The organism is Telmatospirillum sp. J64-1, assembly GCF_006980715.1.
GTDB lineage: Bacteria > Pseudomonadota > Alphaproteobacteria > Rhodospirillales > Magnetospirillaceae > Oleiliquidispirillum > Oleiliquidispirillum nitrogeniifigens.
This window is the reverse complement of sequence record NZ_SBHN01000006.1, coordinates 153409-173043: the sequence shown is the minus strand read 5'-3', so window position 1 is coordinate 173043 and position 19635 is coordinate 153409. Positions and strand designations below refer to the sequence as shown.

Annotated in this window: 21 protein-coding genes, 1 tRNA gene and 1 pseudogene; 22 read left to right on the top strand and 1 reads right to left on the bottom strand. The window is 65.5% G+C overall.

Features of this window, described 5'->3' with window-relative positions:
- Window positions 1-192: 192 nt before the first annotated feature.
- The 14 genes and pseudogenes from trbB to EPD66_RS24580 all read left to right on the top strand — a co-directional run.
- Window positions 193-1188: a P-type conjugative transfer ATPase TrbB gene (gene trbB, locus EPD66_RS07925; protein ID WP_142847952.1), complete on the top strand. Its 996-nt coding sequence runs from the start codon at window positions 193-195 to the stop codon at window positions 1186-1188.
- Window positions 1185-1517 (top strand): TrbC/VirB2 family protein, encoded by a 333-nt coding sequence (locus EPD66_RS07920; RefSeq protein WP_142847951.1) that lies wholly within the window; start codon window positions 1185-1187, stop codon window positions 1515-1517. Before trbB ends, EPD66_RS07920 begins: the two co-directional genes overlap by 4 nt.
- On the top strand, window positions 1517-1798 hold the full coding sequence (locus EPD66_RS07915; protein WP_142847950.1) for a VirB3 family type IV secretion system protein: 282 nt from the start codon (window positions 1517-1519) through the stop codon (window positions 1796-1798). The genes EPD66_RS07920 and EPD66_RS07915 overlap by 1 nt, the downstream gene beginning before the upstream one ends.
- Before the next feature lie 10 nt (window positions 1799-1808).
- Complete coding sequence (gene trbE, locus EPD66_RS07910; RefSeq protein ID WP_142847949.1) at window positions 1809-4301, top strand: conjugal transfer protein TrbE; 2493 nt, start codon at window positions 1809-1811, stop codon at window positions 4299-4301.
- Window positions 4298-5074: a P-type conjugative transfer protein TrbJ gene (gene trbJ / locus EPD66_RS07905; RefSeq protein ID WP_142847948.1), complete on the top strand. Its 777-nt coding sequence runs from the start codon at window positions 4298-4300 to the stop codon at window positions 5072-5074. The genes trbE and trbJ overlap by 4 nt, the downstream gene beginning before the upstream one ends.
- 14 nt (window positions 5075-5088) lie before the next feature.
- Window positions 5089-5355, top strand: coding sequence for a putative entry exclusion protein TrbK-alt (gene trbK-alt, locus EPD66_RS07900; protein ID WP_142847947.1), 267 nt, complete (start codon window positions 5089-5091; stop codon window positions 5353-5355).
- A 2-nt stretch (window positions 5356-5357) separates the two neighbouring features.
- Window positions 5358-6719: a P-type conjugative transfer protein TrbL gene (gene trbL / locus EPD66_RS07895; RefSeq protein WP_142847946.1), complete on the top strand. Its 1362-nt coding sequence runs from the start codon at window positions 5358-5360 to the stop codon at window positions 6717-6719.
- Window positions 6716-7405, top strand: a complete 690-nt coding sequence (gene trbF / locus EPD66_RS07890) for a conjugal transfer protein TrbF (RefSeq protein ID WP_142847945.1) — start codon at window positions 6716-6718, stop codon at window positions 7403-7405. Before trbL ends, trbF begins: the two co-directional genes overlap by 4 nt.
- Window positions 7402-8421 (top strand): P-type conjugative transfer protein TrbG, encoded by a 1020-nt coding sequence (trbG, locus tag EPD66_RS07885; RefSeq protein WP_142847944.1) that lies wholly within the window; start codon window positions 7402-7404, stop codon window positions 8419-8421. The genes trbF and trbG overlap by 4 nt, the downstream gene beginning before the upstream one ends.
- Window positions 8418-9545: a TrbI/VirB10 family protein gene (locus EPD66_RS07880; protein ID WP_142847943.1), complete on the top strand. Its 1128-nt coding sequence runs from the start codon at window positions 8418-8420 to the stop codon at window positions 9543-9545. Before trbG ends, EPD66_RS07880 begins: the two co-directional genes overlap by 4 nt.
- Window positions 9546-9547: 2 nt before the next feature.
- Window positions 9548-9769 (top strand): DUF2274 domain-containing protein, encoded by a 222-nt coding sequence (locus EPD66_RS07875; protein ID WP_129139884.1) that lies wholly within the window; start codon window positions 9548-9550, stop codon window positions 9767-9769.
- A 146-nt stretch (window positions 9770-9915) separates the two neighbouring features.
- Window positions 9916-10230: a hypothetical protein gene (locus EPD66_RS07870; protein WP_142847942.1), complete on the top strand. Its 315-nt coding sequence runs from the start codon at window positions 9916-9918 to the stop codon at window positions 10228-10230.
- A 19-nt stretch (window positions 10231-10249) separates the two neighbouring features.
- Window positions 10250-10636, top strand: coding sequence for a helix-turn-helix domain-containing protein (locus EPD66_RS07865; RefSeq protein WP_142847941.1), 387 nt, complete (start codon window positions 10250-10252; stop codon window positions 10634-10636).
- Window positions 10633-11676 (top strand): annotated as a pseudogene (locus EPD66_RS24580) (recombinase family protein); the annotation flags it as partial. The gene EPD66_RS07865 and the pseudogene EPD66_RS24580, both read left to right, overlap by 4 nt.
- Window positions 11677-12252: 576 nt before the next feature.
- On the opposite strand, the gene EPD66_RS07855 reads toward EPD66_RS24580, so the two are convergent.
- Window positions 12253-12342 (bottom strand) — tRNA-Ser (locus tag EPD66_RS07855).
- Window positions 12343-12548: 206 nt separating this feature from the next.
- Between EPD66_RS07855 and rplU the strand changes: the two genes are divergently transcribed.
- The 8 genes from rplU to EPD66_RS07815 all read left to right on the top strand — a co-directional run bounded on the left by rplU (window position 12549) and on the right by EPD66_RS07815 (window position 19611).
- Complete coding sequence (gene rplU, locus EPD66_RS07850) at window positions 12549-12851, top strand: 50S ribosomal protein L21 (protein WP_142847940.1); 303 nt, start codon at window positions 12549-12551, stop codon at window positions 12849-12851.
- Window positions 12852-12881: 30 nt separating this feature from the next.
- Window positions 12882-13139, top strand: coding sequence for a 50S ribosomal protein L27 (gene rpmA / locus EPD66_RS07845; protein WP_142847939.1), 258 nt, complete (start codon window positions 12882-12884; stop codon window positions 13137-13139).
- 66 nt (window positions 13140-13205) lie between these two features.
- Window positions 13206-14261 (top strand): GTPase ObgE, encoded by a 1056-nt coding sequence (obgE, locus tag EPD66_RS07840; RefSeq protein WP_142847938.1) that lies wholly within the window; start codon window positions 13206-13208, stop codon window positions 14259-14261.
- Window positions 14258-15373, top strand: coding sequence for a glutamate 5-kinase (gene proB / locus EPD66_RS07835; RefSeq protein ID WP_142847937.1), 1116 nt, complete (start codon window positions 14258-14260; stop codon window positions 15371-15373). The genes obgE and proB overlap by 4 nt, the downstream gene beginning before the upstream one ends.
- 78 nt (window positions 15374-15451) lie before the next feature.
- On the top strand, window positions 15452-15727 hold the full coding sequence (locus tag EPD66_RS07830) for a Rho termination factor N-terminal domain-containing protein (RefSeq protein WP_142847936.1): 276 nt from the start codon (window positions 15452-15454) through the stop codon (window positions 15725-15727).
- Window positions 15728-15954: 227 nt separating this feature from the next.
- Entirely contained in the window at window positions 15955-16833 is an 879-nt protein-coding gene (locus EPD66_RS07825; RefSeq protein ID WP_142847935.1) for a DMT family transporter, read from the top strand.
- A gap of 720 nt (window positions 16834-17553) precedes the next feature.
- Window positions 17554-17820 (top strand): DUF4212 domain-containing protein, encoded by a 267-nt coding sequence (locus tag EPD66_RS07820; RefSeq protein ID WP_142847934.1) that lies wholly within the window; start codon window positions 17554-17556, stop codon window positions 17818-17820.
- A gap of 24 nt (window positions 17821-17844) precedes the next feature.
- Window positions 17845-19611, top strand: a complete 1767-nt coding sequence (locus EPD66_RS07815; protein ID WP_142847933.1) for a sodium:solute symporter family protein — start codon at window positions 17845-17847, stop codon at window positions 19609-19611.
- Window positions 19612-19635: the final 24 nt, after the last annotated feature.

Below are 19635 nucleotides of genomic sequence, written 5' to 3'. Positions count from 1 at the left end.
AGCGCCAATCGCCGCCGATCCTGCGCGCGCACCCTCGAAACTACGACAACACAACCCGTCCTATTTGCCGCCGATGGCCGCCGATGCCCGCACGCACTTAGATACTTGTTGAACCGGCTGGATTTCGGCCTCTCTTAATCGACCCCGATCCGGGGATTGCCTGTCGCGTCCCCACCAGAAGTCGGGGCCGACATGACCACCAACCACCAAAGACCGGAAGCCATCGCACGCGGCGCACGCATGCTGCGCACCGCGCTCGGGCCGTCCATCGGCCAGCTTCTCGAAGACCCGGCCGTGGTCGAGGTGATGTTGAACCCGGATGGTCGCCTTTGGGTGGACCGTCTGTCCGAAGGGCTGGCCGACACGGGCGAGCGCCTGTCCGCCGCCGATGGCGAGCGCATCGTTCGGCTCGTCGCGCACCATGTCGGCGCGGAGGTGCATACGCGCAGCCCTCGCGTGTCGGCGGAACTGCCGGAGACCGGCGAACGGTTCGAGGGCCTGTTGCCGCCCGTAGTCGCCGCGCCGACCTTCGCCATCCGCAAGCCGGCCGTCGCGGTGTTCGGCCTCGACGACTATGTGGCCGCCGGCATCATGACCGCCGACCAGGCGGACACGCTGCGCGAAGCCGTCACAGCCCGCGCCAACATCCTCGTCTCTGGCGGCACCAGCACGGGCAAAACCACTTTGGTCAACGCCTTGCTCGCCGAGGTGGCGAAGGGCGCGGATCGCGTCGTCATCATCGAGGACACGCGCGAGCTGCAATGCCGCGCGGAAAATCTCGTCGCCATGCGGACGAAGGATGGCGTCGCAACGCTTTCCGATCTGGTGCGGTCCTCGCTGCGCCTACGCCCCGACCGCATCCCCATCGGCGAGGTGCGTGGTTCCGAAGCCCTCGACCTTCTAAAAGCGTGGGGCACGGGGCACCCCGGCGGCATCGGCACCATCCATGCCGGCACCGGCATCGGCGCGCTGCGCCGGCTTGAACAGCTCATTCAAGAGGCTGTCGTCACCGTCCCCCGCGCGCTGATCGCGGAGACCATCGACCTTGTTGCTGTCCTGTCCGGGCGCGGTTCCGCGCGCCGGCTGGCCGAACTCGCCCGCATCGAAGGGCTGGGGCCGGACGGCGACTACCGCATCACACATCCCAGCCCATTGGCAATCCCCACCAGCACAGGAGAATCTTCATGATCCGCACGCTCACGCGCGGCTATCGCTTCGCCACGACCGCCGCATCCACCCTTGTCATCAGCCTCATGCTCGCACCGGCCGCCCATGCGTCCGGCTCGTCGATGCCGTGGGAAGCACCCCTCGAAAGCATCCTCCAGTCCATTGAGGGGCCGGTCGCCAAGATCATCGCCGTCATCATCATTATCGTCACCGGCCTGACCCTGGCCTTCGGCGATACGGGCGGCGGCTTCCGCAAGCTGATCCAGATCGTTTTCGGACTCAGCATCGCCTTTGCGGCCAGTTCCTTCTTCCTGTCTTTCTTCTCGTTCGGCGGCGGGGCGCTCGTTTGATGGCGGGCGGTCTCGAACAGCTCGACGCGGTGCCGGGATTTTCGATCCCGGTCCACAGGGCGCTGACCGAGCATATTTTGCTCGGCGGCGCACCGCGCGCCATCGCCATCATGAACGGCACGCTGGCCGGGGCCGTGGGCCTCGGCCTGCGCCTCTGGCTGGTCGGCCTCGCCATCTGGGCCATCGGCCATTTCGCAGCCGTGTGGGCGGCGAAGCGCGACCCGCTCTTTGTCGAGGTCGGGCGCAGGCATCTGCGCATCCCCGGTCATCTGGCGGTGTGAGGGCGCGGCCATGATGAACCTTGCCGAATACCGCCGCACCGCCGCCCGGCTCGCCGACTATCTGCCCTGGGCCGCGCTGGTCGGCTCGGGCGTCGTCTTGAACAAGGACGGCTCGTTCCAGCGCACCGCGAAGTTTCGCGGTCCCGATCTGGACTCCGCCGTCGCGGCCGAGCTGGTCGCCGTCGCCGGCCGCATCAACAATGCGGTGCGCCGCCTCGGCTCCGGCTGGAGCATCTTCGTCGAGGCGCAGCGAAGCGAAGCCGCGACCTATCCCGACAGCACCTTTCCCGATCCCGCGTCGGCACTGGTCGATGCAGAGCGGAAAGCCGGTTTCGAGGAAGCGGGCGCGCATTTCGTGTCCGGCTATTTCCTGACCTTCCTCTATCTGCCCCCGGCCGAGGAAGCCGCCCGCGCCGAAACCTGGCTCTACGAGGGCCGCGAGCAATCCGGCGTCGATCCGTGGGAGCTGCTGCGCGGCTTCATCGACCGCACCGACCGCGTTCTGGCGCTGCTCGACGGCTTCATGCCGGAATGCCGTTGGCTCGATGACGCCGAGACGCTGACCTACCTGCATTCGACGATTTCCACGAACCGGCATCGCGTGCGCGTGCCCGAGGTGCCCATGCACCTCGACGTGCTGCTCGCCGACCAGCCCTTGACCGGCGGGCTGGAGCCGCGCCTTGGCGGCGCGCATCTGCGCGTCCTGACCATCGTGGGATTCCCTAGCACGACCACCCCCGGCCTGCTGGACGAGATGAACCGCCTGCCGTTCCCCTATCGGTGGAGCACGCGGGCGATCCTGCTCGACAAGACTGACGCCACGCGGCTGCTGACCCGCATCCGCCGCCAGTGGTTTGCGAAGCGCAAGAGCATCGCCGCGATTCTGAAAGAGGTGATGACCAACGAGCAATCTGCGCTCGTTGATACCGATGCCGCGAACAAGGCGCTTGACGCCGACATGGCCTTGCAGGAACTCGGCGCGGACGTGGCGGGCATAGCCTACGTCACGGCCACCGTCACCGTATGGGATGCCGACCCGCGCCTAGCCGACGAGAAGCTGCGCCTGGTCGAGAAGATCGTTCAGGGCCGCGACTTCACCGCCATGGCGGAGACCGTCAACGCGGTTGACGCATGGCTCGGCAGCCTGCCCGGACACGCCTACGCGAATGTCCGCCAGCCGCCCATCAGCACTTTGAATCTCGCCCACATGATCCCGCTTTCAGCGGTGTGGGCGGGGCCGGAACGGGACGAGCATTTCGGTGCGCCCCCTCTGCTCTATGCAAAGACCGAAGGCTCTACCCCGTTCCGGTTTTCCCTCCATGTCGGCGATGTGGGCCATACCCTTGTCGTCGGCCCCACAGGCGCGGGAAAATCCGTGCTGCTGGCGCTAATGGCGCTCCAGTTCCGCCGCTATGAGGCTAGCCAAGTCTTCGCCTTCGACTTCGGCGGCAGCATCCGCGCTGCGTCGCTCGCCATGGGCGGCGACTGGCATGACCTTGGCGGTGGACTGACAGAAGGAGCCGAGGCGTCCGTTTCGCTCCAGCCGCTCGCCCGCATCCACGACACCTATGAACGGGCATGGGCTGGCGACTGGATCGCCGCCATCCTCATGCGCGAGGGCGTCGCCATCACGCCGGAGGTAAAGGAGCATCTTTGGACGGCGTTGACTTCGCTTGCGTCCGCGCCGGTCGAGGAACGTACCATCACCGGCCTTGCCGTGCTGCTGCAATCCAACGATCTGAAACAGGCGCTCCGGCCGTTCTGCGTCGGCGGTGCCTATGGCCGGCTGCTGGACGCCGAAGCCGAACATCTCGGCTCGGCCGATGTGCAAGCCTTCGAGATCGAGGGGCTGGTCGGGACCGGCGCGGCCCCGGCCGTGCTGGCCTATCTGTTCCATCGCATCGGCGACCGGCTCGACGGCCGCCCGACGCTGCTCATCATCGACGAGGGCTGGCTTGCGCTGGACGATGAGGGGTTCGCCGGCCAGCTCCGCGAATGGCTGAAAACGCTCCGCAAGAAAAACGCATCGGTCATCTTCGCCACGCAAAGCCTGTCCGACATTGACGGCAGCAACATCGCGCCCGCGATCATCGAGAGCTGCCCGACGCGGCTCTTGCTGCCGAACGAGCGGGCCATCGAGCCGCAAATCACGGCCATCTATCGCCGCTTTGGCCTCAATGACCGCCAGATCGAGATTCTGGCACGGTCCACGCCCAAGCGGGATTATTACTGCCAGAGCCGCAGAGGCAATCGCCTGTTCGAGCTTAGCCTTTCCGAAGTCGGCCTCGCGCTCTGCGCCGCGTCCGCCAAATCGGACCAGACGCTCATTGCGCAGATCGTCGCCGAACACGGCCGCGACGGTTTCCTCGCCGCATGGCTACGGGCGCGCGGCGTCGAATGGGCGGCCGACCTGATCCCGAACCTCACCAATCTTGCCGACCGGCCGGAATCCGCCGCGCCGGCCCGGCTCGATAACCATCCCACACAGGAGATTCTTCCATGACCTATCCCAAGATCGTCGGGGCTTCGGCCCTCGCGCTGGCGCTCGCCGTGCCCGTCGCGCTTTCGCCCATGCTGGCAAGTCCGGCCCATGCGCAATTCGGCTTCGGCCGGATCGTCTATGACCCGTCCAACTACGCGCAAAACGTCCTCACGGCAGCGCGGACGCTGGAGCAGATCAACAACCAGATTCAGAGCCTCCAGAACGAGGCGCAGATGCTCATCAATCAGGCCCGCAATCTGGCGAGCCTGCCGTATTCGTCGCTCCAGCAACTCCAGCAGAACGTCCAGCGCACGCAGCAGCTTCTCGGCCAAGCGCAGAACATCGCCTTCGAGGTCGGCCAGATCGACCAAGCGTTCCAGCAGCAATATGGCAACGTCTCGCTTTCGGCGACCGACGCCCAGCTTGTCGCCGACGCGCGGAGCCGCTGGGAGAACACGGTCGGCGGCTTGCAGGACGCCATGCGCGTTCAGGCGGGCGCGGTCGGCAATATCGACAGCAACCGCGCCGAGATGGCCGCGCTTGTCGGCCAGAGCCAAGGCGCGACCGGCGCGCTGCAAGCCACGCAGGCCGGCAATCAACTGTTGGCGCTCCAGTCGCAGCAGCTTTCGGACCTGATCGCAGTCATCTCGGCGAACGGACGCGCCGACGCGCTGACCGAAGCGGAACGCGCCGCCGCCGCTGAACAGGGCCGCGAGCAGCGCCGCCGCTTCCTCACACCGGGTTCGGGCTACCAACCCGGCAACGCGCAGATGTTCAACAACGGCAACAACTGACCGGGAGGCTCGCCATGGACGGCAAGATGCTGGCCCGGCTCGGGGCCGTGGTGTTCGTTGCGATTGCCTTGACAGTGACCGCAATCGACATGGCGCGGAAGGATGAACCTTCCGCGCCGCCCGCCGCACCGGCCCTCCAGCCGCCGGCCGATCCCCTGCGCGAGACCCTGCGCCGTTGCCAGCAGCTCGGCGAGGCGGCGGCGAGTGACGCGGGTTGCCTCGCCGCATGGGCTGAATCCCGCGACCGTTTCCTCGGCCGTGACCGCAGCGGGGCGCGCTGACCATGGGCAACACGGGCGTCATCGACAATTTCCTCGGGGTCTTCACCTCCTACATCGACAGCGGGTTCGGCCTGCTCGGCGGCGAGGTCGCGTTCATCGCCACCACCCTGATCGTTATCGACGTGACGCTCGCCGCGCTGTTTTGGGCATGGGGCGCGGATGACGACATCATCGCGCGGCTGGTCAAGAAGACCCTGTTCGTGGGCGTCTTCGCCTACATCATTTCCAACTGGAACAACCTCGCCCGGATCGTCTTCGAGAGCTTCGCCGGCCTCGGCCTCATGGCGTCGGGCACCGGCTTTTCCGCGCAAGACCTGATGCGGCCCGGCCGCGTGGCGCAGACCGGCCTCGACGCCGGCCGTCCGCTGCTCGATTCCATCTCCGACCTGATGGGTTGGATCGCGTTCTTCGAGAATTTTATCCAAATTTCATGCTTGCTGTTCGCCTGGGCACTGGTGGTGCTGGCCTTCTTCATCCTCGCCATCCAGCTATTCGTGACCCTGATCGAGTTCAAGCTGACCACCTTGGCCGGCTTCGTGCTGATCCCCTTCGGTCTGTTCGGCAAGACCGCCTTCATGGCCGAGAAGGTGCTTGGCAACGTGGTGTCCTCCGGCATCAAGGTCTTGGTGCTCGCCGTCATCATCGGCATCGGCTCGACCCTGTTCAGCCAGTTCACGGCCGGCTTCGGCGGTCAGACCCCGACCATCGACGAGGCCATGGCCATCGTGCTGGCCGCGTTGTCGCTGCTCGGTCTCGGCATCTTCGGCCCCGGCATCGCCAACGGCATCGTCTCCGGCGGGCCGCAGCTTGGCGCTGGCGCGGCCGTGGGAACCGGCCTTGCGGTCGGAGGCGCGGCCGTCGCCGCTGGTGGTGCGACCATGCTCGGGGCGAAGGGCGGCGCTGCTGCCCTGTCCGGTGGAGCCGCGGCCGTTCGCGGCGGTGCGACCGCCGCGGGAGCGGCGTCCGCTGCCTATAGCCTCGGCTCACTCGGCCAGTCCGGTGCGGCCGGTATCGCTTCCGGCATGGGCGGTGTGGCGCGGGCCACAGGCTCGGCCGCCATCTCGCCCCTCAAACGCGCCGCCGCGCGCGCCAGCGAATCCGTCAAATCCAGCTTCTCCGAAGGCGCGAAAGCGGGATTCGGCGCGACAGGTGGCAGCTCCACCATGGGCACGGTTGGCGGCGCGAGCGCCGATCCCGCCGCCGCAGCATCCGGCCCGGCCGGCAGTCCGCCCGCCTGGGCGCAGCGGATGCGCCGCCCGCAAGGCATCAACCAAGGCGCGACCATGGCCGCACACGCTGTCCGCTCCGGCGACGGCCGTGGCTCCGGTTCCTCCGTCAACCTCTCCGAAAGTGACCGCTCATGAGCATCTTCAAACGACCGGCAACCCATTACGGCAAGACGCCGGAACCCGAAACGCCTTATCAGCGGGCCGCGCAGGTCTGGGACGAACGCATCGGCTCGGCCCGCGTGCAGGCGAGGAACTGGCGCTATATGGCCTTCGGCTCCCTGATCCTTTCGGCCGGCTTCGCCTCGGCGCTGGTCTGGCAGTCCGCACGCGGGACCGTGGTGCCGTGGGTGGTGCAGGTCGATAATCTCGGGCAGGCGCAGACCGTCGCGCCTGCCAACGCCGACTATCGGCCGACCGATCCGCAGATCGCTTTCCATCTCGGCCGTTTCATCGAGCAGGTCCGCGCGATTCCGGCCGACGCCATCATTGTCCGGCAGAACTGGTTGAGGGCCTACGAGTTCACCACAGACCGGGGCGCGGCGGCCTTGAACGATTATGCGCGGGCCAACGATCCGTTCACCAAGGTCGGCCGCCAGCAGATCGCCGTCGAGGTATCGAGCGTCATCCGGGCTTCGCCGGACAGTTTCCGCGTCGCCTGGACCGAACGCCATTTCGAGAACGGCCAGCTTTCGACCACCGAGCGATGGACCGCGATCCTGACTGTCGTGATCCAGCCTCCGCGCGATGCCGAGCGGCTGCGCGCAAATCCGCTGGGAATCTACATCAACGCAATTTCGTGGTCGCGGGAGATGAGCCAATGACTCGCACGACGTTCCGTAAAGCCGGTTTTCCGGTTTTCCGTAGACCCGCTTTCGCGGCTTTGCTGCTTTCCGCGACCATGCTGGCCGGCTGCGCCACCAACCGGACACCACAGTTCAGCTACGACGCCGACGTGCCGCCGCTGCCCACCGTGCAATCGGCCGCCACCGACGACCGGCCCCGGCCATTGCATACGCCGCCGGCCTGGGCCGTCGCGCGCGGCGGCACCGCCGCAGGCACGCCCACCGGCCGCGTCGAGAACGCCAATGCCGCTGCCCGCGTCGAACCGCGCCGGGAAGGCTATTACAATGCCATCCAGATTTATCCGTGGAGCGAAGGCGCGCTTTATCAGGTCTATGCGGCCCCCGGCCAGATCACAAATATTGCGCTGGAGCCGGGCGAAAGCCTGACCGGCGCGGGACCGATTGCGGCCGGGGATACGACACGATGGATCATCGGCGACACCGAATCCGGTTCGGGCGCGACCCGCCGCGTCCACATCCTCGTGAAGCCGACACGCCCGGACCTTTCCACCAACCTTGTCGTGACCACCGACCGGCGCACCTACATGATCGAGCTGCGCGCGCGGGAATCGCTCTACATGCCTTCCGTGGCATGGGCCTATCCCGCAACGCCCGGCCAGCGCCAGAGCGTTCCGGCCACGCCAGTCATCCCGGCCGAGGCCGCACGCAACTATCGCTACGGTCTTCAGGGCAGCACCCCGCCATGGCGGCCGGTTTCCGTCTTCGACGATGGACGCCGCGTCTATGTCGTCTTCCCGGCCGGGATCGTGCAGGGCGAGATGCCGCCGATCTTTGTGCTCGGCTCCGGTGGCGAACCGCAGATCGTCAATTCCCGTATCCACCAGAACGTCCTGATTGTGGACAGGCTGTTCGGCGCGGCCGAGCTGCGCCTTGGCAGCGGCAACCGCCAACAGGTTGTCAGGATCGTCCGCATCAACCCGACGCAGGCCGCAGCAGAACCAGCCAGCACGACCACGGGAGGATCGTCCTCATGAGCGACACCGACACCGCCGCGCCCATGCGCCTGCGCGCTGAGTCGCCCCGCGTCACCCGCCTGTCCCGCAAGATGCTGGCAGGCGTCAGCGCGATTGCGCTTCTCGGCATCGGTGGCGCGCTGATCTATGCGCTCCAGACCCGCGACGGGGGACCGGGCGGCGGCGAACTCTATTCGACCGAAAACCGCCCTACGGCGGATGGCCTCGCCGGTCTGCCGCGCGACTATACCGGCCCCATGCTGGGACCGGCATTGCCGGGCGACCTCGGAAGGCCCATCCTCAACGCGCAGAACCGGGGCCAGCCCGTTGTGACGCCGGCCATTACGACACCCGCGGTCGATCCCGAGGAAGAACGCCGCCGCGCCGAGGAAGAAGCCGCGCGCTTGAGCAATGTGTTTTTCCAGTCCGGCCCGCGCACGGGAGCGCCGGCAGGAACGGCCATGCCCGGCCTTGCCGGTCTTGGCCTTGGTGGACAGCCTGCGACGCAGGACCGGCACGCGGCTTTCCTCAATGGACCCGTGGACCGGCAGACCGTCGCGCCGGATCGCGTCGCGGCACCGGCCTCGCCCTACATCCTTCAGGCCGGGGCCGTGATCCCGGCCGCGCTCATCACCGGCATCCGTTCCGACCTGCCGGGGCAAATCACGGCACAGGTGACGGAGAACGTCTATGACAGCCCGACCGGCTCGCTGCTGCTGATCCCGCAGGGCACGCGCATCATCGGCCAATATGATGACGGCGTGACCTTCGGCCAGCGCCGTGTGTTGCTTGTCTGGAACCGCCTGATCCTGCCGGGCGGACGCTCCATCGTCCTTGAGCGCCTGCCGGGCGCGGACGCCAGCGGCTATGCCGGGCTTGAGGACGGTGTGGATTACCACTGGTGGGATCTGATGAAGGCCGCCGGGCTGTCCACGCTGCTGGCGGTCGGCACGGAGCTGGCGACCAGCGACGAGGACCGCCTGATCCGCGCCATCCGCGACGGGGCGCAGGATACTGTCAATCAGGCCGGGCAACAGATCGTCCAGCGCCAGTTGCAGGTCGCGCCGACGCTCACCATCCGCCCCGGCTTCCCGGTCAGGATCATCGTCACCCGCGATTTGGTATTCGAGCCGGCAGGAGGCTGACCATGACGAAACTGAAACTTGGCCCGCTCCCCGACGACAAGCCCGTGAAGGTGACGGTGGAGCTGCCCGCGCCGCTTCACCGCGATCTGGCCGCCTATGCCGAGGTGCTGGCCCGCGAGACCGGCCAGCCCGCCGCCGATCCCGTCAGGCTGATCGTGCCGATGCTGGAGCGGTTCATCGCCACGGATCGCGGGTTTGCGAAGGCCCGACGTTCGGCCGGCTGACCACTGGCGGCATCCCCGCAAGCTGGGGGTGCCGCCAGCGTATGACTGCAAATGCGGCACGCTACAGCCCGCCAATCCCCCTCCATGCTTCGCCTAATTCCGGGGGCTTCCAGCCGCCCGGAATCCAGCGAACCACGGAGGATTCCATGTGCGCCCAACGCCGTAGCACCAACAGGGGCCGTCCACGCCAGCCGGCCCCCAGGACGCTCCCCGACGACCTCTACGACTATGACGACGATCCCGCGCCGCGCATCAGCCCGCCGCGCGGCAGCCCGCCCCATGTCTTCGACGTCGAGAAGCTGCCCGTCATCGACGACTGGCCCGAGGAAGTGCCGATCACCGAAGCCGAGATTCAGGTGTTCGAGCGCTGGTTCGCCGATGTTTTCGACGAGATGTTCGGCTCGCTCGATCTTCCCGACGACTTGAAAAAGTTATCGCGGTATGATAATGATAAACCATAACCGATGATCGAGTCATGCCATGTCAACGCTGAAGGTCGGGATCGCCGAGCCCGAGGAAATGAAGGCCCGCACCATGCGGATCGCGCGCGGCGAGGAAAAGCCCGCGCCCGGCGATCCGACCGTCTGGTTCGCGTCCACAATGTCATTCGCCAAGTTCCTTTCGCCCGGCAATTGCGACTTGCTCCGCATCATCCATGAGCGGGAGCCCGGATCGCTGGAGGAACTGGCGCAAATTACCGGCCGCGCGAAATCCAATCTCTCCCGAACCCTCAAGGCCATGGCCGGCTACGGCCTTGTCCGCATGGAGAAGGGCAAGGGCCTCAAGCTGGTCCCCAAGGTCGTTCATGACCGCGTGGAGCTGGTCTTGCCCCTGATCGAGCGCCGCAAGAAAGGAACCCGCAAATGAATGTCCACAATCCCAATGTCGCCCTGCGGGCCGCCCTCTACCTGCGCGTCTCGACTTCCCGGCAGGCCGAGCATGACGTTTCGATCCCCGACCAGCGCAAGCAGGGCGAAGCCTGGTGCGAGGCGCGCGGCTATCAGCTTGTCGAAATCTTCGTGGAGCCGGGCAACAGCGCCACCAACGACCGCCGCCCCGAGTTCCAGCGCATGATCGAGGCGGGCACGTCCAAGCCCGCGCCGTTCGACGTGGTGCTGGTTCACAGCTTCTCACGATTCTTCCGCGACGCCTTCGACATGGAATATTACTACCGGAAGCTCGCCAAGAACGACGTGCGCCTCATCTCCATCACCCAGGAGCTTGGCGACGATCCGATCCACGACATGATGCGCCGGATCATGTCGCTCTTCGACGAATATCAGTCGAAGGAGAACGGCAAGCACGTCATGCGCGCCTTGAAGGAGAACGCCCGCCAAGGCTTCTGGAACGGCTCGCTGCCGCCCATCGGCTACCGCGTCGTCGCGGCCGAGCAGCGCGGCGCGAAGGTCAAGAAGAAGCTGGAAATCGACCCGCTGCACGCCAATACGATCCGGCTGATCTATCGCCTTGCGCTGGAAGGCGAAGGCTCATCCGGCCAGATGGGCGTCAAGGCCATCGTCAAATATCTCAACGGCAAGGGCATCTTCACCCGCGACGGCGGCCGCTGGGGCATCGGTCAGGTTCATCGCGTCCTGACCCGCCGCACCTATATCGGCGAGCATCAGTTCAACAAGCGCGGCAAGTCGAAGGAGTTGAAGCCCGAAGCAGAGGTCATCACCGTCCCGGTGCCGCCGTTGATCGACCGGGAAACCTTCGACACGGTGCAGAAGCTCTTGCAGGCCCGCAACCCCAAGACCGAGTTGCCGGCCCGCGTCGTCATCGGGCCGACCCTGCTGACCGGCATCTGCTATTGCGGCAATTGCGGGGGCGCAATGACCATCCGCACCGGCAAGGGCGGCCGCTATCGCTACTATGCCTGTTCGATAAAGGCGCGACAGGGCGAAACCGGCTGCAAGGGCCGCGCGATCCCCATGGACAAGCTCGACAACATGGTGGTGCGCCATATCGAGCAACGCTTGCTCGATCCTGTCAGGCTGGAGAAGTTGCTTGGCAGCGTTCTCGGCCGCCGCGAGGATCAGGCCGAACGCCGCCGCGAGCACATCGCCTCCTTGCAGCGGCAGGCGACCGAATCGGAACAGCGCCTCAAGCGACTCTACGACGCCATCGAGGCTGGCGTTGCCGATCTGGACGACCCGGCGCTCAAGGAGCGCATCGCCGGCCTCAAGGTCATCCGAGATCAGGCGAGGGCCGACGCCGACCGCGCACAGGCGTTGCTTGAAAGCCCCGGCCACAGCGCCATCAGCCCCACGATGATCCGGGGCTTCGCCCACAGCGCACGCGAGCGCATCAAGGGCAGCGAGGGGGGCTATCGGCGGGATCACCTGCGCTCGTTGGCGCAGCGTGTCGAGGTCGCGGACGACGCAATCCGCATCATGGGATCGAAGACGGAGCTGCTACGGACGCTTATTTCGGGCCAAGTGCGGCAATCGGCGGCGATTGGCGTGCCCAGAGGCGGTCTGAAATGGCGGAGAGGGTGGGATTCGAACCCACGGTACCCTTGCGGGTACTCCGGTTTTCGAGACCGGCCCGTTCGACCGCTCCGGCACCTCTCCGCCGCGCGATACGCGGATGACACCGCGTCGGGAGGCGGAACATAGCCGAAGCTTTCGGTCGGTGCAACAGCTTTGCTGTGCCTTTTGCAATCATGGAGAGGGGGAGATTCGCGGTTGACTCGCGGGTTTTGAACAGTATATTGACGCCCTTCCAACGGCGGGCCCCGGCCCGCGGGATTCCGTTTGCTTTATGTGGTAGAATCGTCATGTTCGCAGTCATCAAGACCGGCGGTAAGCAGTACAAGGTCGCGACCAACGACATCATTGTTGTCGAGAAACTTGCCGGCGAGGCCGGTGACTCGATCACGCTGGACCAGGTGTTGATGGTCGGCGACAAGATTGGCGCCCCTGTTGTCGCCGGTGCTTCCGTCACCGCCACCGTGGTCGAGCAGACCCGTGGCGACAAGATCATCGTCTTCAAGAAGAAGCGCCGTCAGAACTATCGCCGCAAGAAGGGCCATCGCCAGGATCTGACGGTTCTGCGCATTACCGATATCGCCGGCGCCTAATCGGCGGCCGAGTTCCGAGGAGAGTGAAACATGGCTCATAAAAAAGCTGGTGGTAGCTCCCGCAACGGCCGCGACTCCGCCGGCCGTCGTCTGGGTGTGAAGAAGTTCGGCGGCGAAGCCGTCGTCGCCGGTAACATCATCGTGCGTCAGCGCGGCACCAAGTTCTATCCGGGCGCCAATGTGGGCATGGGCAAGGACCATACCCTCTTCGCCCTGACGGATGGCCGCGTGGTGTTCCAGCACAAGGCGCTGGGCCGCACCTTCATCACGGTCGAGCCGGCCGCTTAAAGCGTTCCGGACCGATCCCAATATCAAGGGGGACGGCTTGCCGTTCCCCTTTTTGGTTTGCGCGACATGAAGTTCCTGGATCAGGCGAAGATCTTCGTCAAAAGCGGTGACGGCGGTGCCGGTGCCGTCAGTTTCCGCCGCGAGAAATACATCGAATTCGGCGGCCCCGATGGCGGCGACGGCGGACGGGGGGGCGATGTCATCCTCGAATGCGTGGCCAATCTCAACACGCTGATCGACTTCCGCTACCAGCAGCACTTCAAGGCGCAGAAGGGCCATCACGGCATGGGCCGCAACCGCACCGGCGGCGGCGGCGAGGACCTGATCATCAAGGTCCCCGTGGGCACCCAGATCCTGTCCGAGGACAAGGAATTCGTCATCGTCGACATGGTCGAGCCCGGCCAGCGCTTCGTGCTGTGCAAGGGCGGCGACGGCGGCTTCGGCAATGCCCATTACAAGACCTCGACCAACCAGGCGCCGCGCCGCGCCGATCCCGGCTGGCCGGGCGAGGAGAAATGGGTCTGGCTGCGGCTGAAGCTGATCGCCGATTGCGGCCTGGTCGGCCTGCCCAATGCCGGCAAGTCCACCTTCCTGGCCGCCGTCACCCGCGCCCGTCCCAAGATCGCCGATTACCCCTTCACCACGCTGCATCCCAATCTGGGCGTGGTCTATATCGGCGAGCAGGAATTCGTCATCGCCGACATCCCCGGCCTGATCGAGGGTGCCCATGAGGGCGCCGGTATCGGCGACCGCTTCCTCGGCCATATCGAACGCTGCGCGGTGCTGCTGCACCTGATCGACGGCACCCAGGACGACGTCGCCGAGGCCTATGACGTGGTGCGCGGCGAGCTGGAGCAATATGGCGCGGGGTTGGACGAGAAGCCCGAGATCCTGGCGCTGAACAAGATCGATGCCCTGCTGCCCGAGGAAGTCGAGGAGAAGCGCCGGATCCTGGCCGAGGCGGCCGGGCTGGAACCGTCGCAGGTCCATGCCATCTCGGGCGCGGCCGGCATGCAACTCAACGAAGTGCTCTATGCCATGCTGCGCCATGTGACGGATGCCCGGGCGAAGCGTCTGGGCGAGCCATCGCGCGACGACGAGGGGGAGCCCTATATCCCATGATTCCCGGTCTGGAAACGGCCCGGCGTCTGGTCGTCAAGATCGGCTCTTCCCTGCTGGTGGAGGAAACCAGCGGGCAGATCCGCCGCGCCTGGCTCGACAGCCTGTCCGATGACGTCGCCCGCTGCCGGGCGCGCGGGCAGGAGGTGATCCTGGTCTCCTCGGGCGCCGTCGCGGTGGGGCGGCGCCATCTCGGCCTGACGCCGCCCTTGCGGCTGGAAGAGAAGCAGGCGGCGGCGGCCACCGGCCAGATCCGGCTGGCCCATGCCTATCAGGAAAGCCTGGCGCGCCATGACCTGACCGTCGCCCAGGTGCTTCTGACCATCGACGATTCGGAAAACCGGCGGCGCTATCTCAACGCCCGCAACACGCTGGACACCCTGCTGCGCCTCGGCGCCGTGCCGGTGATCAACGAGAACGACACGGTCGCCACACAGGAAATCCGCTTCGGCGACAACGACCGCCTGGCCGCCCGCGTCGCCCAGATGACCGGGGCCGACGCGCTGGTGCTGTTCTCCGATATCGACGGCCTTTATACCGGCAATCCGCGCAGCAACCCGGATGCGGAATTCATCCCCGTGGTGCGCGAGATCACCGCCGAGGTCGAGGCCATGGCCGGTGATCCCGGCTCGGCCTACGGCTCGGGCGGGATGGTGACCAAGCTGGCCGCCGCGCGCATCTGCATGCATGCCGGCTGCCGCATGGCCATCGCCCTGGGGCAGCCCTTGCATCCGCTCCAGGCCATCGAGAACGGCGCCCGTTGTACCTGGTTCCTGCCCGGCGACGAGCCGAAGAATGCCTGGAAGCGCTGGATCGCCGGCAGCCTGAAGCCGGAAGGCGAGATCATCGTCGATGAAGGCGCCTGCAGGGCCTTGCGGAGCGGCCGCTCGCTGCTGCCGGCGGGGGTCGTCGCCGTCTCCGGCGACTTCCAGCGCGGGGACGGCGTGGTGGTGCGCGGTCCCGACGGCCGTGTCATCGCCCGCGGCCTGTCGGCCTATTCCGCTGAGGATGCGCGCCTGATCATCGGGCACCGAAGCGGCGATATTGCCGAGATCCTGGGCTATCAGGGGCGCGACGAGATCATCCACCGCGACGACCTGGTGATCGAGAAGTAAGCCCCCTTTCCTGCTTTCTGGAACGCGCCCTCCTTCCCGCTGTTAATTCTTCGGATCAGTCGGAGGAAGGAGGACGCAATGGCGCAGAAGGACCGCCCGCAGATCAAGGACGACGAGACCTACGAGGCTCTGCGCCGGCGCGGCGAGAGCAAGGAGAAGGCGGCCCGCATCGCCAATGCCAAGGCCCAGGCACGGCGCGGCGAGCGGGAATCACCCTCCAGAAGGGGCGGGAAATCCCCGGCCTACGAGGAGTGGAGCCGGGACGATCTCTATGAAAAGGCCAGGGAAATCGGCATCGCCGGGCGCTCCAAGATGAACAAGGGGCAGTTGATCGACGCGCTGCGGCATCACTAGGCTGTCTTGCTTTCAAGGCGCACCACCGTCTGACTCCCTATCGGCTTGGCCCTCGCGGGGCCCGCCTCGAAGCACGCCGCTTTGCCGCTGGACGGCGGGATGGGGCTGGATAATAATAACGGTTACAGATTCAACTTTTCTCAGACCCAGGACGACCCAATCGTGAGCGGATCCGCCTCGACCTGTCTGCGGGCTCTCCGCGCCAGCCTGCTTCCGTCTGATCGCGAATGACATCTCCGGCATCCCGGCCAGGATTGGGGGCGCTCCTGGTTCTGACCGCAGTCTTCATCTTTGCCGTCCTCGATACGATTACGAAATACCTTAGTGCCGATTATCCCGTCGTGATGATCGCCTGGGGGCGTTATTTCTTCCATTTCGTGACGATCGGTCTGGGCACACTTCTCCTTCAGGGGCAGGCGGCGTGGCGGACCAGGCGGCTGAAGCTGCATGTGCTGCGGGCGGGGATGCTGGTGGCGGTGACGCTGCTGATGATGTCGGCCCTGGCGCGCATTCCCCTGGCCGATGCCACCGCCATCGCCTTCGTCACGCCCTTGCTGGTGATCCTGTTCTCGGTCCTGCTGCTGCGCGAGAAGGTCGGCCCCCATCGCTGGACGGCGGTGGCCCTGGGCTTGGCGGGCGTGCTGGTGATCCTGCGTCCGGGTGCGGGGCTGATCGATCCCGGCGCCCTGTTCGCCCTGGGGATGACCGTCTGCTATGCCGGTTACCAGATCACGACACGGGTGCTGAGCGCGACGGAATCCTCGATCACGACCCTCTTCTATACCGCCCTGGTGGGGGTGGCGGTGATGTCGCTTCTGGTGCCGTTCCACTGGCGCTGGCCGGATCTCGAGGGCTGGGGGCTGATGGTCGTGCTCGGGGTCCTGGGCGGCGGCGGCCATCTGCTGCTGATCCAGGCCCTGCGGCTGCTGCCGGCCTCCGCCGTGGCGCCGCTGACCTATAGCCAGATCGTCTTCGCCACCATCCTGGGCCTGGTGGTCTTCGGCCATCTGCCCGATCTCTGGACCTTCGTGGGTGCGGCGATGATCACCGCCGGCGGCCTGTGGTCCTGGTACCGCGAACGGATACGTACTACCCGTTCCGCCTAGTCGGCCGCCGCCTCCACGGAGGGTTCTTTCCCGCCTTTCCATCCCCCCGCAGACCGGACCTTCCGCAGGATTTCCGGGCGGGGACCCGAAGAGATGGAGGCTTCCGGGGGAGGCGGGGATGGCGCAGGGGGAGCTACCCCTTCGGGCATAAGACTGCGGCTCCTCTGGACAAACCGGAAAACGAGAAATAAAGTATCGCTCGTGCGGTAAATTAAGACATATTTTTAACGGAATTTCAGCGCCCTCGCTGACTACGCCAAGGGTAAGCGAGGGCGCGGCGGAAGCCGGTGGCAGGGATCTCTGGTGCAGTATATGTGCTATGAGTACTTTTCTGTGGGCTTTTCGAAGAAGTATTGTTCTGCCTCTTTGTTTTCGTGTCTGACCGGGCCGAGTAACCGGAAAAAGGGCGCCATGAAAAAGAAAGGCGGCAAGACAAGGGAAGCGGCTGGCCGTGCGGAGGGCGCGACCGGTCTTTCCCGTTCTGCGTGATTCCTTGCCGGCGGAGCGCCGGCACCAGGAAAAACGCCAAAAAAGCTAGGAGCGCTGCCGATTTTTCGGCTTCACGGCTGCCCCGGTGAGGTTCAACAACCCGCCCCGAGCGCGCTCTTCCCTGTGTTGCAAGAAAAAAACTTTCAACCAAGGGATCAACAGGGGCTTGCCGAATGAAAACATTTCTCTAGTCTGTGGCAGTGGAAACTACCCAGAAAGGGGGGCATAAAAATGAGTGACAAAGTCCCGACATCCGCTGGCGCCTATTGGCGTGCAAACCTTAAGACCGTGCTGATCTGCTTGGTCATCTGGTTCATCGTCTCCTACGGCTTCGGCATCATCCTCGTCGACGTTCTCAACAACATCCGCCTCGGTGGCTATCCCTTGGGCTTCTGGTTCGCCCAGCAGGGGTCCATCTACACGTTCCTTGCGCTGATCATCTTCTATGCTTGGCGCATGAACCAATTGGACCGCGAATTCGACGTGGATGAACAATAAGTCGCCCGGGGGAGCATAAAAAATATGGATCTTCAAACTCTGACTTACTTGGTCGTCGGCGCGACTTTCGCGCTGTATATCGGCATCGCCATCTGGTCGCGTGCCGCGACGACGGGTGAATTCTACATCGCCGGCAAGGGCGTCAATCCCGTCGCCAACGGCATGGCCACCGGCGCCGACTGGATGTCGGCCGCGTCCTTCATCTCCATGGCCGGCCTGATCGCCTTCCTGGGCTATGGCGGCTCGGTCTACCTGATGGGCTGGACCGGCGGCTATGTGCTGCTGGCCATGCTGCTGGCCCCGTATCTTCGCAAATACGGCAAGTTCACGGTGCCGGAATTCATCGGCGACCGCTATTACAGCCAGACCGCCCGCGCCGTGGCGGTGATCTGCCTGATCTTCATCTCCTTCACCTATGTCGCCGGCCAGATGCGCGGCGTCGGCATCGTGTTCTCCCGCTTCCTTGAAGTGGACCTGCTGACCGGCCTGATCATCGGCATGGGCGTCGTGTTCGTCTATGCGGTGCTGGGCGGCATGAAGGGGATCACTTACACCCAGGTGGCGCAGTATGTGGTGCTGATCACCGCCTACATCATTCCGGCCATCTTCATTTCCTTCCAGATCACCGGCAACCCGATCCCGCAGCTGGGCCTGGGCAGCACCATCAGCGGCACGGATGTCTATCTGTTCGACCGCTTGGACCAAGTGGTGACGGATCTGGGCTTCAACGAATATACGGCGGGTGGCAAGTCGGCCATCGACATCTTCGCCATCACCGCCGCCCTGATGGTCGGCACCGCCGGTTTGCCGCACGTGATCGTGCGCTTCTTCACCGTGCCGCGCGTGCGCGATGCCCGCTCCTCGGCCGGTTGGGCGCTGTTCTTCATCGCCCTGCTGTACACCGTGGCCCCGGCTGTCGGCGCCATGGCCCGTTATAACCTGACCGCCACGGCTTGGCCGGGCGGCGTGGCGACCGCCGAAGGCGCCATGTCGATCGAAGACCGTCCCGACTGGATGAAGCGCTGGGAGCAGACCGGCCTGATCCGCTTCGAGGACAAGAACGGCGACGGCCTGATCCAGTACTACAACGAAGCCTCGCCGAGCGGTCAGGCCCTGGCCGCGCAGCATGGCTGGGCGGGCAACGAACTGCGGGTCGACAACGACATCATGGTTCTGGCCAACCCGGAAATCGCCGGTCTGCCCAATTGGGTCATCGCCCTGGTGGCGGCGGGCGGTATCGCCGCGGCCTTGTCCACGGCGGCGGGTCTGCTGCTGGTGATTTCCTCGGCCATTTCGCATGACCTGCTCAAGAGCATGATCGCCAGGAACATCACCGAGAAACAGGAGTTGATGGCAGGTCGTACGGCAGCCGCCGTGGCGATCCTGATCGCCGGCTACCTGGGCTACAATCCTCCGGGCTTCGTGGCCGAGGTGGTGGCCTTCGCCTTCGGCCTTGCGGCATCCTCGCTCTTCCCGGCAATCATGATGGGGATCTTCTCCAAGACCGTGAACCGTGAAGGGGCCATCGCCGGGATGATCGCGGGTCTGGCCTTCACCATGGGCTACATCCTGTACTTCAAGGGCATCTTCATCACGCCCCTGGCGGCGAATATCCCCGAAAACTGGCTGTTCGGCATCTCGCCGGAAGGCATCGGCTTCGTGGGCATGATCATCAACTTCGCCGTCGCTTATGGCGTGTCGAAGGTGACGGCTCCGCCGCCGGCCCGTATCCAGGAACTGATCGAGAGCATCCGTTCGCCCCGTGGGGCCGGCGCTGCCATCGATCACTAAGGCCGGGTTTCTGACCTGACCTGA

What these genes read in the sequence shown, in the direction of transcription:
- trbB (WP_142847952.1), top strand. Translation starts at nt 193, where the DNA reads ATGACCACCAACCACCAAAGACCGGAAGCCATCGCACGCGGCGCACGC.
- EPD66_RS07920 (WP_142847951.1), top strand. Translation starts at nt 1,185, where the DNA reads ATGATCCGCACGCTCACGCGCGGCTATCGCTTCGCCACGACCGCCGCA.
- EPD66_RS07915 (WP_142847950.1), top strand. Translation starts at nt 1,517, where the DNA reads ATGGCGGGCGGTCTCGAACAGCTCGACGCGGTGCCGGGATTTTCGATC.
- trbE (WP_142847949.1), top strand. Translation starts at nt 1,809, where the DNA reads ATGATGAACCTTGCCGAATACCGCCGCACCGCCGCCCGGCTCGCCGAC.
- trbJ (WP_142847948.1), top strand. Translation starts at nt 4,298, where the DNA reads ATGACCTATCCCAAGATCGTCGGGGCTTCGGCCCTCGCGCTGGCGCTC.
- trbK-alt (WP_142847947.1), top strand. Translation starts at nt 5,089, where the DNA reads ATGGACGGCAAGATGCTGGCCCGGCTCGGGGCCGTGGTGTTCGTTGCG.
- trbL (WP_142847946.1), top strand. Translation starts at nt 5,358, where the DNA reads ATGGGCAACACGGGCGTCATCGACAATTTCCTCGGGGTCTTCACCTCC.
- trbF (WP_142847945.1), top strand. Translation starts at nt 6,716, where the DNA reads ATGAGCATCTTCAAACGACCGGCAACCCATTACGGCAAGACGCCGGAA.
- trbG (WP_142847944.1), top strand. Translation starts at nt 7,402, where the DNA reads ATGACTCGCACGACGTTCCGTAAAGCCGGTTTTCCGGTTTTCCGTAGA.
- EPD66_RS07880 (WP_142847943.1), top strand. Translation starts at nt 8,418, where the DNA reads ATGAGCGACACCGACACCGCCGCGCCCATGCGCCTGCGCGCTGAGTCG.
- EPD66_RS07875 (WP_129139884.1), top strand. Translation starts at nt 9,548, where the DNA reads ATGACGAAACTGAAACTTGGCCCGCTCCCCGACGACAAGCCCGTGAAG.
- EPD66_RS07870 (WP_142847942.1), top strand. Translation starts at nt 9,916, where the DNA reads ATGTGCGCCCAACGCCGTAGCACCAACAGGGGCCGTCCACGCCAGCCG.
- EPD66_RS07865 (WP_142847941.1), top strand. Translation starts at nt 10,250, where the DNA reads ATGTCAACGCTGAAGGTCGGGATCGCCGAGCCCGAGGAAATGAAGGCC.
- rplU (WP_142847940.1), top strand. Translation starts at nt 12,549, where the DNA reads ATGTTCGCAGTCATCAAGACCGGCGGTAAGCAGTACAAGGTCGCGACC.
- rpmA (WP_142847939.1), top strand. Translation starts at nt 12,882, where the DNA reads ATGGCTCATAAAAAAGCTGGTGGTAGCTCCCGCAACGGCCGCGACTCC.
- obgE (WP_142847938.1), top strand. Translation starts at nt 13,206, where the DNA reads ATGAAGTTCCTGGATCAGGCGAAGATCTTCGTCAAAAGCGGTGACGGC.
- proB (WP_142847937.1), top strand. Translation starts at nt 14,258, where the DNA reads ATGATTCCCGGTCTGGAAACGGCCCGGCGTCTGGTCGTCAAGATCGGC.
- EPD66_RS07830 (WP_142847936.1), top strand. Translation starts at nt 15,452, where the DNA reads ATGGCGCAGAAGGACCGCCCGCAGATCAAGGACGACGAGACCTACGAG.
- EPD66_RS07825 (WP_142847935.1), top strand. Translation starts at nt 15,955, where the DNA reads ATGACATCTCCGGCATCCCGGCCAGGATTGGGGGCGCTCCTGGTTCTG.
- EPD66_RS07820 (WP_142847934.1), top strand. Translation starts at nt 17,554, where the DNA reads ATGAGTGACAAAGTCCCGACATCCGCTGGCGCCTATTGGCGTGCAAAC.
- EPD66_RS07815 (WP_142847933.1), top strand. Translation starts at nt 17,845, where the DNA reads ATGGATCTTCAAACTCTGACTTACTTGGTCGTCGGCGCGACTTTCGCG.